Raw genomic sequence first — 9,555 nt, 5'->3', positions numbered from 1 at the left:
CCGGCGCCGTCCCGCCGCGGTCCGAGATGGACCGGCTCACGATGACCGACGAGCTCGAGGCGATCGACGAAGCGACGATCACCAAGCGCAAGATCGACCACACGCTCGCCCGGTTCTCCGCCGCGCACGACGAACTCGAGGCCGAAGAGGCCAAGAAGCGCGAGCGCCGGGAACGGCTCGCTTCCCGTCCGGCCGCACTGCTGGAGCAGACCCGCACGGCGTTGCAGCGAGTGGTCACGACCGACTCCGAAGCGCCCGGCGCCGCGGCTCCGGCCGAGGCGCCCGAGCAGACCCGTCTGCAGGAGAAGAAGGAACGCAAGACCAAGCAGGCGCTCAAGTTCGGCCGGATCTCCGCGATCGTCGTCGCCGCGCTGGTGTTCCTCTCCCTCGGTACCGCGTGGGGCGCGCAGACCTGGTTCGACGCGAAGTTCAACAACGTCGCCTCGCTCGACGAAGACTCCGCCGACATCCAGGACGCCGCCGGCCAGACCGGTGACGAGAACTTCCTGATGGTCGGTTCCGACACCCGCGACGGTGCGGCCGCCGAAGACGGTGTCGGAGACACGGACGGCACTCCGGGTGCCCGCTCGGACACGGTGATGATCGCGCACGTCCCGGCGGACCGGCAGCGCGTCGTCATGGTGTCCTTCCCGCGAGACCTCGAGATCAACCGCCCCGAATGCAAGCGCTGGGACCCGGCGACGTCGTCGTACTCCGAAGAGACCTCGCCCGCGCAGAAGATCGCGAAGCTGAACACGGCCTACGCGGTCGGCGGCCCGCAGTGCGTCACGAAGGTGATCCAGCAGATCACCGGTATGAAGATGAACCACTTCGTCGGCATCGACTTCAACGGTTTCAAATCCATGGTCGACGCCGTGCAGGGCGTCACCGTCTACAACGAGAAGCCCGTCGACGACGGCACCCTCGGCATGATCATCCCGCAGGCCGGTGAGGTGCGGATCTCCGGCGACCAGGCGCTGAACTACGTACGGGCGCGGCACGTCAAGGGCGACCCGACGTCGGACTACGGCCGGATCAAACGGCAGCAGGCCTTCCTCGGCGCGCTGCTGAAGACGGTGATGTCCAAGGACGTCATCCTGGACACCGGCAAGCTGAGCGGCTTCATCGACGCTTTCGCCAAGGCCACCTTCGGGGAGAACCTCGGCCTCAAGCAGATGATGACGCTGGCGAAGTCGATGCGCGGGATGGACTCGGGCAGCGTCAAGTTCCTCACAGTGCCCACCACCGGCGAGGCGAACAACCGCGGCAACGAGGTGCTGTTGCAGAGCAAGTCGAAGGCCGTCTTCGACGCCCTGATCAACAACACCCCCTTGGAAGAGAAGGCCCCGGAACCCCCTCCGAGCAGCACCGCGTCCGCTCCGACGAGCTCCGCCAAGGCCGGCGGCGGCAAGAAGAGCAGCAGCTCAGGCTGATGATCCGCGCAGGGATCATTCGTTAGTCCGGGTTCACGTCAGGTTCACTCTGGGATGCGGCTTTTGGTCCCTGTTCCCCGTAGGGTTGGGCCATGCGTGAGGCTTACCATGTCGAACTCGAACAGCTCGCCGAGAACCTAGCGAGCATGTCGCTCCAGGTCGCCGACGCGATGGAGCGGGCGACCCGGGCGTTGCTCGAGGTCGATCTCGGACTCGCCGAGCAGGTCATCAGCGACGACGCGAAGGTCGACGACGCGCGCGCCGAATGCGAGGAGCAGGCGTACGCCCTGCTGGCCCTGCAGGCGCCCGTCGCGACCGACCTGCGGACCGTCCTCGCCGCGATCCACGCGGCGGAAAGCCTGGAGCGGATGGGCGATCTGGCGCTGCACGTGGCGAAGGCCGCGCGGCGCCGTCACCCGGAGCCCGTGCTGCCCGAGGGCGTGCGGGGTGACTTCGCCAAGATGGGCGAGGTCGCCGTCAAGCTCGCCCGGCAGGCCGAGCAGGTCATCAAGTCGAAGGACGTCGAGGCGGCTCGCACCATCGAGTCGGACGACGACGAGGTCGACGAGATCCACAAGCACCTGTTCACGGTCATCATGGACCGGGAGTGGGACCACGGCGTCGCCGCGGCCGTGGACGTCACCCTGCTGGGCCGCTTCTACGAGCGCTTCGCCGACCACGCCGTGTCCGTCGCGCGGCGGATGATCTTCGTGGTCACCGGCAAGATGCCCGGTTACGGCCCCGACGAACTTTCCTGACACCTCGCATTCAGTCCTCTGGATGCGGTAGTTGCACGCGCAAGTACCGCATTCAGAGGACTAAACGCATGGCAAGGCAACGTGTCGTGCCAGGGCGAGACGGTGACCTGCACGGCGCACTCGCGTGCTCGAAGACGGATCTCGCGTGCCGGAAGACGGATCTCGCGTGCTCGGAGCCGTAAACCCCAAGTGCGGTGACCAAGCACGCGAGTCACGTCTCCGAGCACACGAGATCCGGCCCCGAGCACGCGAGTCACGTCTCTGAGCACACGAGTTACGCCCCCGCGCCCGGTGAACGCCACGCGGCCGGACGCAACCGAAGCCGACCACGCCACCTTTGCCTTGCCCCGCAACTAAATGCGTCAGTACCTGAAGTACGTGAAGGCCCCCTTTCCTCGGCCGAACCGAGGGAAGGGGGCCTTCACGCGCGAATAGTGCTCAGCCGAAGCGGCCCGAGATGTAGTCCTCGGTCGCCTTCTCGTCCGGGTTCGAGAAGATCTTCTCGGTGTCGTTGAGCTCCACCAGGCGACCCGGCTGGCCGACGCCCGCCAGGTTGAAGAACGCGGTCTGGTCCGAAACCCGCGCCGCCTGCTGCATGTTGTGAGTCACGATGACGATCGTGTACTCCTTCTTCAGCTCACCGATCAGGTCCTCGATGGCGAGCGTCGAGATCGGGTCGAGCGCGGAGCACGGCTCGTCCATCAGCAGCACGTCCGGCCGCACGGCGATCGCCCGCGCGATGCAGAGCCGCTGCTGCTGACCACCGGAGAGGCCGCCGCCCGGCTTGTTCAGCCGGTCCTTGACCTCGTTCCAGAGGTTCGCGCCGCGCAGGGCGCGCTCGGCGACCTCGTCGAGTTCCTTCTTGCCCTTGGTGCCGCCGAGGCGGAGGCCGGCCACGACGTTGTCCCGGATGGACATCGTCGGGAACGGGTTGGGCCGCTGGAACACCATGCCGATGGTGCGGCGGACCTGCACCGGGTCGACCCCGGCGCCGTAGATGTCCTCACCGTCGAGCAGCACCTCTCCCTCGACGCGGGCGCCGGGGATGACCTCGTGCATGCGGTTCAGCGTGCGCAGCACCGTCGACTTGCCGCAGCCCGACGGGCCGATGAAGGCGGTGACGTTCCGCGGCGGCACCGAGAGGGTGACGCCGTCCACGGCGTGGAACTTGCCGTAGTAGATGTCCACGTCCTTGACGTCGATTCGTTTGGCCATCTCAAACAGCTCACTTCTTCTTCGGGGCGACAAGACGGGCAAAGAGCATGGCGAGGAGGTTCACGATCGCGATGATCAGCACCAGGGTGAGCGCGGCACCCCAGATCCGGTCGAACGCGACGGTCCCTTCGTCGAACGGGTTGCTGACCCGTTCGTTGTTCATCAGAAGCGGCAGAGCGGCCTGCTCGCCACCGAAGATGTCCCAGTTCACGTAGGCGGAGTAACCCACGAGCACCAGCAGCGGCGCGGTCTCGCCCATGACCCGGGCGAGCGCCATCATGATGCCGCCGATGATGCCGGACAACGCGGTGGGCAGGACGATCTTCATGATCGTCTTCCACTTCGGGACGCCGAGCGCGTAGGAGGCTTCGCGCAGGTCGTCCGGGACGATCCGCAGCATCTCCTCCGACGAACGCACGACCACCGGGATCATCAGCAGTACCAAGGCCAGCGACACCGCGAAACCGCTGCGCGGCAGGCCGAGGGTGGTGATCCACAGCGCGTAGATGAACAGCGCCGCGACGATCGACGGGACACCGGAAAGGATGTCCACCATGAACGTCGTGATCTTCGCGAGTTTGCCGCGGCCGTATTCGACCAGGTAGATCGCGACCAGCATGCCGATCGGGACCGCGATGATCGCGCAGACCAGGCCCTGCAGCACCGAACCGATGACGGCGTGCACCACGCCGCCGCCGACCTCGTCCGACAGCACCGAGCCGAAGTCCTCGGTCCACCAGTTGCTGTACGGGATCCGCTTGACGCCGTTGATGACCACCGTCGCGAGCAGCCACACCAGCGGCACGACGGCGATCAGGAACGACAGCCAGATCAGGACCGTCGCGAGCCCGTTCTTGGTCTTCCGCGCCAGGCTGACCTGTTGGAAGGCCGGGGTGATGGCGGGGGTCTTTTCGAGCGTGGTGGACATGCTCAGTCCCCCTTCTTGGCGATGATGGATCGCGCGGCGAAGTTGACGACGAACGTCAGCAGGAACAGGACCAGGCCGGCCGCGATGTACGCGCCCGCCGAGATCTCGTTGTTGAGTTCCGCGTAGTCCGCGGCGATCTTCGAGGCGAACGTCGCGCCGCCGTCGAAGACGCTCCAGGTGAACTCGCGGCCCACCGCGCCGGTCAGGATGATCGCGAGCGCGATCGTCTCACCGAGCGCACGGCCGAGGCCGAGCATCGAGGCACCGATGTACCCGGCCTTGCCGAACGGCAGCACCGTGGTGCGGATGACCTCCCAGCGGGTGGCGCCGAGCGCCAGCGCGCCTTCGATATGCGGGGTCGGGGTCCGCTCGAACACCTCGCGGGACAGCGAGGTGATGATCGGCAGGATCATCACGGCGAGCACGATGCCCGCGGTGAAGATGGTGCCGCGCAGGTCCGGCGAGACGTTGCCCGCCCCGAAGACCGGGATCCACGAGAAGGTGTCGTTGACCCATTGGGAGAAGGGCTCGATCGTCGGCGCGAAGACCATCAGGCCCCACAGGCCGTAGATGATCGAGGGGACCGCGGCGAGCAGGTCGATCACGTAGGCGAAGGGCTTCGCCAGCCGCTTCGGCGCGTATTGGGTGAGGAAGAGGGCGATCCCGAGCGAGATCGGCATCGCGATGATCAGCGCCAGCAGCGCCGAGTAGATCGTGACCAGCAGCAGGCCCATGATGCCGAACTTCATGTCGCTCGGATCGGTCTGCCAGACCTGGCTGGTCAGGAAGTTCACATTGTCGGCCTGGAGCGCCGGGATGGCCTGCACCAGCAGGAACAGCCCGATGAGGCCGATCAGCGAGACGACGAAGACGCCGGCTCCGGTGGTCAGGAACTGGAAGATGCGGTCACCGGGTCGCACCGTCCGGGAATTGGGGCTCGCGAGTTGCACCGAGGACTTCTCGGGCGGTGACGCGGCAGGTTGCTCCGAAATCGGGTCCTCCGTGAAGGTCTCGCGGACACCAGAACGCCCACCGGGGTCGCCGGTGGGCGTTCGGGTCGAAGATGAATCGCTCATCGACTACTTCTGTCCAGCCTGTCTCTGCAGGATCAGGCGACGGCCTTGACGGCGGTCAGGACCTTGTCCTGCAGGCTCTGCGGGATCGGCACGTAGCCCTTGTCCGAGAGCGGCTTCTGGCCGTCGGTGGCGGCGACGGTCAGGAAGGCCTTGACGGCCTTGGCGACCTCGGCGTCGGCGTACTTCGAGCAGACGATCTCGTAGGTGGCGAGGATGACCGGGTAGGAACCCGCGACGTTGCTGGAGTAGATCGCGTTCAGGTCCAGCGCGAGGTCGTTGGTGCCTTCCTTCTTGAACTTCGCCGCGTCGAGGGCCTTGGCGACGTTCGCCGCGGTCAGCTCGACACCGCCGGAGCCGCTGTCGATCAGGGCGGCGTTGAGGCCGTCCTTCGCGAACGCGGACTCGACGTAGGTGATGGCGCCGTCGGTGGCCTTGACCGCACTGGCCACACCGTTGGACTTCTCGGCACCGTTACCGACGCCACCGTTGAACTTCTTGCCGTCGCCCTGGGTCCAGGCGCCCTTCGAAGCCGCCTTCAGGTACTTCTGGAAGTTGTCGGTGGTGCCCGACTCGTCGGTGCGGGAGATGACCTGGATCGGCTTGTCCGGCAGGTTGACGCTCTCGTTGCCCTTGACCGACTTGATGGCCGCGTCGTTCCACTTGGTGATGCCGCCGTTGAAGATCTTGGCGGTGACCTCGGGGGTCAGGGTCAGCTTGTCGACCCCGGAGACCTTATAGGCGACCGCGACCGGGCCGATGACGAGCGGCAGGTTCCACGCGTCGGAGGCGCAGCGGGCCTTGGCCTTCTCGGCCTCCTCGCCGTCCTTGAGGGGCGAGTCCGAACCGGCGAAGTCGACCTGGTTCGCGTTGAACTGCTTGATGCCGGCGCCGGAACCGCTCGGGTTGTAGTTCACCTTCTGGCCGGAGCACTTGGCGGCGTACTGCTGCACGAAGATGTCGATCGCGGTCTTCTGCGCGGAAGACCCCTCGGCCGAAAGCGGGTTCTTGCCACCGCATTCGACGTTGGCCGTGCCGCTGGGCGCGGACGCGGCACCCGAGCTCTGGGGCTTGGTCGCCGCCGGGTCGGATCCACAGGCGCCGAGCACGAGGGCGGCGCTAGCCACGATGCCGATCGCGCCCGCGGGCCGCATGATCTTCACTGCATTTCCTCCACTGGGAGACTTTCGCCGGATCGGTGGAACGGGAACGTTCCTGCCGGATCCGGACACTAAGCACTGACAGTGGACAGGTGGCCGTCAAAGGGTGAACGGCAAGTGAACAAGGCCGTCGATGTGAGCAGCGTGACTAGCCCGAACGGGGTCCGTGTCCCGCCCGTGACCTGGGCGTCTGCTCTCTGTGACCGACCAAGTGCCCCAAGTGGGAGGGCGATTACCGAGCGTATTGGACGTCGACCTCGTATCGGGTGAAGCCGAGCTTCGTATAGACGGCGAGCGCGGGAGCGTTGTCGCCCTCGACGTACAAGATCACCTGACCCAGTCCGCGATCGCGGAGATACCTCAGGCCGGCGAGCGTGAGCGCCTTCCCGAGTCCGCCGCCTTGCGCGTCGGGGTCGATGCCGACGACGTAGACCTCACCGGCGGGCTCGCCGCCGAAGCGGCCGGGGACTGCCTCGTGGACCTTCGTCCAGTGGTAGCCGATGACCTGACCGTCCTCTTCGGCGAGAAAGAAACCCTCGGGGTCGAACCAGGCTTCCTTCTCGGTCGCGCGGACCTCGTCGGCGGTCAGCGCACCCTGTTCGGGATGCCAGTCGAAGGCGCGCGCGTTGACGCGGACCATCGCCTCCTCGTCCTGACCGGGAACGAACGTGCGCAGCGTGACCCCTTCGCACGTCACGGGTTCCGGCCAGTCGGCCGCCTCGACGTCCGCGTGCAGGATCAGCAGCTCTCGCGCTCGTTCGAAGCCTTCGGTCCCGGCGATGTGGACGGCGGCGGGGTGATCGCCGTGCGCCCAGACGCGCAGCGGCTTCCCGTCGACGCGTTCGACGAGTGCTTTGACGAGCGCTCTGCCGTGACCGGACCGCCGGTGCTCCGGGTGGACGAACAGTTCGGCGACCTGGTTGCCGTGCGAATCGCCTTCGGTGTCCAGATGCGCGTACGCGACCAGCTCGCCGTCGAGGCGCCCCGAAAGGTGCCGGCCACCGGCGAAACCGGTGTCCTCAGGGCGTCCGTCGGCCTCGCGCACGGCGAGCAGGAAGCGGCGGATCTCTTCCGTGTCCGGGTCACCGGTCCAAGCCAGATGAAGCATGAAACCGACCCTACTCGGGAACCCGATCCACGCCTGGACGTCTTGTCAGACAGGAAGGGACGGGATTCAGTGCGAGGAAAGCTCGGTCGGCTCGTAGATGCTCGCGTGCGGGGCGATGGCCTGAGGCTGCTGCTTCGCCGCGGCACCCTTGGCGGGCCGCTCGAACTTGTAGCCGACGTTGCGCACGGTCCCGATCATCTGCTCGTGCTCGGGGCCCAGCTTGGCGCGCAGGCGCCGCACGTGGACGTCCACCGTGCGCGTGCCGCCGAAGAAGTCGTAGCCCCAGACCTCCTGCAGCAGCTGGGCGCGGGTAAAGACCCGGCCGGCGTGCTGCGCGAGGTACTTGAGGAGCTCGAACTCCTTGTACGTGAGTTCGAGAGTGCGCTTGCGGAGCTTCGCGGTGTACGTCGCTTCGTCGATGACGAGCTCGCCGACGCGGAGTTCGGCTTCGACCTGCGAAGCGGCACCGTCGCGGGTGGTGACCAGCCGCAGCCGGGCGTCGACCTCGGCGGGACCGGCCGTCGGGAGCAGGATGTCGTCGGTGCGCCATTCCGCGCTGACCGCGACCAGACCGCCTTCGCCGACGACGGCGATGATCGGCGTCGTGGCCTCGTCCTCACCGGCGCCCTTGAGCAGGCGACAGAGGCTCTTCGCGGAGGCCAGATCGGTGCGGGCGTCGAGCAAGATCACGTCACGGTGGCCCGCGTCGAGCAGCGCGGTCACTTCCGGAGCACGGACGCGTACGGTGTGGGGCAGCAGATCCAGGGCGGGGAGCACCGCGGTCGCATCGGGTTCCGCAGTCAATACCAACAGGTCCAGGCTCATCGCCGCACCGCCCTCACTTGTAGTCGCCTCGAACGTGGCTACAGCCGGTGCTTAGTGAGAATAGCGGGTGAACAGCCGGACACCTACCCCGTGCTGGATCGATCACACCTGGCCAAAGAGGTACGCGAAGGAGATTCGACACGATGGTGAGCAGGCCCGTGGCGCATGACGGACGACCTTCTCCGGGGCGGCCCGCCAAGCGACCGAAGCGACGTGGCCGGGGCTGGCTCATCGCCCTCGCGGTACTGGTGGTGCTGCTGGTCGGGGCCGATTTCGGGGCGGCGGCGTTCGCCGAGCACACGATCTCCCAAAAGGCCCGTGAACAACTGAACCTGGCCAACGATCCGGCGGTCACGGTGCACGGTTTCCCGTTCCTCACCCAGGCCCTTTCCGGTGACTACAGTCACATCACCGTGAACGCCCAGGGCGTCGCCGTTCCGCCGAAGTTGCGTGATGTGGACTTCAACGCCGACATGAGCGACGTCACGGCGCCGCTTTCGGACCTGATGAACGGCAACACGAAGGCGATCAGCATCGCGACGCTCAAGGGCGAGGTGACCATCAAGGCCGCCGACATCGCGAAGCAGGCTCCGCTCGACAAGATCGAGAACCTGAAGATCGAGCCGGTCACCGAGGACTACGTCCGCAACGGCGAGAGCGGCCAGGGCGAGACGACCCCGCCCACGACCAACGCGCAGGGCGAGCCGATCGACAGCTCCAGTGCGGGCATCCGGCTGTCCGGCAACGTGCAGATCGCGGGCCAGAAGGTGGAGATCTTCTGCTTCGCGATGATCGAACTGAACGGTCAGAAGATCAGCATCGAGCCCAAGCGACTGCAGTTCGGGAATGACAAGGAGACCACCGTCGTTCCCCAAGCGGTGCAGGACGCGCTGCTGCCGAACTTCAACGCGACCATCGACACCGGTGCCATGCCGTTCTCGGTGACCCCGACGTCGGTGCGCGTGAACAGCGGCACGGTGACCATCAAGGGCGAAGGCAAGAACGTCGCCTTCAGCGGAGCGAAGCCACAGGGTTGAGCTGACACAGGGGTGATC

Annotated in this window: 9 protein-coding genes; 3 read left to right on the top strand and 6 right to left on the bottom strand. The window is 66.6% G+C overall.

The annotated features are described in order from the left end of the window. Both H5J31_RS22855 and phoU read left to right on the top strand, forming a co-directional pair. Nucleotides 1-1,433 (top strand): LCP family protein (locus H5J31_RS22855; RefSeq protein WP_236005333.1); only part of this gene is annotated, 1,433 nt, incomplete at its 5' end. A 92-nt stretch (nt 1,434-1,525) separates the two neighbouring features. Beyond that, nucleotides 1,526-2,191 carry a phosphate signaling complex protein PhoU gene (phoU, locus tag H5J31_RS22850; protein WP_181774677.1) on the top strand — a complete coding sequence of 222 codons (666 nt, stop codon included), beginning with the start codon at nt 1,526-1,528 and terminating at the stop codon, nt 2,189-2,191. 438 nt (nt 2,192-2,629) lie between these two features. Here the strand turns inward: phoU and pstB are convergent, their stop codons facing one another. The 6 genes from pstB to H5J31_RS22820 all read right to left on the bottom strand — a co-directional run bounded on the left by pstB (nt 2,630) and on the right by H5J31_RS22820 (nt 8,500). Then, complete coding sequence (gene pstB / locus H5J31_RS22845) at nt 2,630-3,406, bottom strand: phosphate ABC transporter ATP-binding protein PstB (protein WP_005152681.1); 777 nt, start codon at nt 3,404-3,406, stop codon at nt 2,630-2,632. Between the two features lie 10 nt (nt 3,407-3,416). After that, nucleotides 3,417-4,334, bottom strand: coding sequence for a phosphate ABC transporter permease PstA (gene pstA / locus H5J31_RS22840; RefSeq protein WP_181774676.1), 918 nt, complete (start codon nt 4,332-4,334; stop codon nt 3,417-3,419). A 2-nt stretch (nt 4,335-4,336) separates the two neighbouring features. After that, on the bottom strand, nt 4,337-5,254 hold the full coding sequence (pstC, locus tag H5J31_RS22835; protein ID WP_181774680.1) for a phosphate ABC transporter permease subunit PstC: 918 nt from the start codon (nt 5,252-5,254) through the stop codon (nt 4,337-4,339). Nucleotides 5,255-5,442: 188 nt separating this feature from the next. After that, complete coding sequence (gene pstS / locus H5J31_RS22830; protein WP_181774675.1) at nt 5,443-6,570, bottom strand: phosphate ABC transporter substrate-binding protein PstS; 1,128 nt, start codon at nt 6,568-6,570, stop codon at nt 5,443-5,445. Between the two features lie 229 nt (nt 6,571-6,799). Next, nucleotides 6,800-7,675: a mycothiol synthase gene (gene mshD, locus H5J31_RS22825; protein ID WP_181774674.1), complete on the bottom strand. Its 876-nt coding sequence runs from the start codon at nt 7,673-7,675 to the stop codon at nt 6,800-6,802. A gap of 66 nt (nt 7,676-7,741) precedes the next feature. Then, entirely contained in the window at nt 7,742-8,500 is a 759-nt protein-coding gene (locus H5J31_RS22820) for a winged helix-turn-helix transcriptional regulator (protein ID WP_181774673.1), read from the bottom strand. A gap of 143 nt (nt 8,501-8,643) precedes the next feature. Here H5J31_RS22820 and H5J31_RS22815 point away from each other — a divergent pair, with 143 nt between their 5' ends. Next, nucleotides 8,644-9,537: an LmeA family phospholipid-binding protein gene (locus H5J31_RS22815; RefSeq protein ID WP_181774672.1), complete on the top strand. Its 894-nt coding sequence runs from the start codon at nt 8,644-8,646 to the stop codon at nt 9,535-9,537. The last annotated feature ends 18 nt before the right edge of the window (nt 9,538-9,555 follow it).

This window comes from Amycolatopsis pittospori (genome assembly GCF_013870525.1).
In the GTDB taxonomy this organism is placed as follows: domain Bacteria; phylum Actinomycetota; class Actinomycetes; order Mycobacteriales; family Pseudonocardiaceae; genus Amycolatopsis; species Amycolatopsis pittospori.
Note: the sequence above shows the minus strand (reverse complement) of the source record. Positions and strands in the feature narration are given on the sequence as shown.